Origin of the sequence: Lentimicrobium sp. S6 (assembly GCF_013166635.1) — a bacterium.
GTDB lineage: Bacteria > Bacteroidota > Bacteroidia > Bacteroidales > UBA12170 > UBA12170.
Genome location: NZ_JABKBZ010000234.1, coordinates 1 through 809 on the forward strand (window position 1 = coordinate 1; position 809 = coordinate 809).

Below are 809 nucleotides of genomic sequence, written 5' to 3' on the forward strand. Positions count from 1 at the left end.
ACAGCCCAAATATCCCAGGCGACTCATTAGCTAAATTATCAAGGTATTGTACTTATGAGAAAAGGAAAAATCGATTAAATTTTGAGCAACAAATTGAAAGAGCTTTTTGCTTAAGTTAACGCTAATGCCCCAAGGGGTGGACAGATGAAATATTATGATTATTAGAATCTTGCTTTTTCGCTCCCCATTGGGGGCGGGGAAATCGAAAAAGCAAAAAACCAAAGAACAATGAAAAACATAAAGAAAATATCCATTACAGCAGCATTTATCATATTCACCGCTTTTGCTTTTGCTCAAACTCCTCCTCCACCTAATAATGGGCAAGGAACACCCAGTGGAGGAAATACTCCTGTTGGGGGTGGTGCTCCTGTAGGGAGTGGTATTGTTATCCTATTATTTACAGCTGGTGCTTATGGCTATGCTAAATGGAAAAATCAGGTACCTGATAATAAAATTGAAGAGTAATTCTATAAAAACCGGCCTTTGGGTCGGTTTTTATTATGCCTCCTCAAAAATATTTGAAAGCATGGAAAGCTTTACAAACTAAATAATCATCTACACAAGCTTTAAAATCCTATAAACCATTTAGTTTTCGAAAATTATTTCATAAATTTAACCTAAACTTGAAACCAAAATTCAGGTATCACCACTTCATTTTGAATCAACTTTATGCATAAAAACCGGCTCATGTTAATTTTTATGGGGAGAATCAGAATAAAGAGTTCGGATTAAAGAGTAGCAAATATGAATTGATGTTTTGCTTCACAAGGCATAATATTTAGTGTAGATTGAAATTATAGCCTTTTTTA

At 34.5% G+C, this 809-nt stretch carries 1 protein-coding gene; it reads left to right on the plus strand.

The genetic code is table 11. The annotated features are described in order from the left end of the window. Positions 1–228: 228 nt before the first annotated feature. A complete protein-coding gene (locus HNS40_RS22520) occupies positions 229–465 on the plus strand; it encodes a hypothetical protein (RefSeq protein WP_172284957.1) in 237 nt (78 codons plus the stop codon). Positions 466–809: the final 344 nt, after the last annotated feature.

Coding starts and splice junctions, on each gene's coding strand:
- HNS40_RS22520 (WP_172284957.1), top strand. CDS start 229: ATGAAAAACATAAAGAAAATATCCATTACAGCAGCATTTATCATATTC.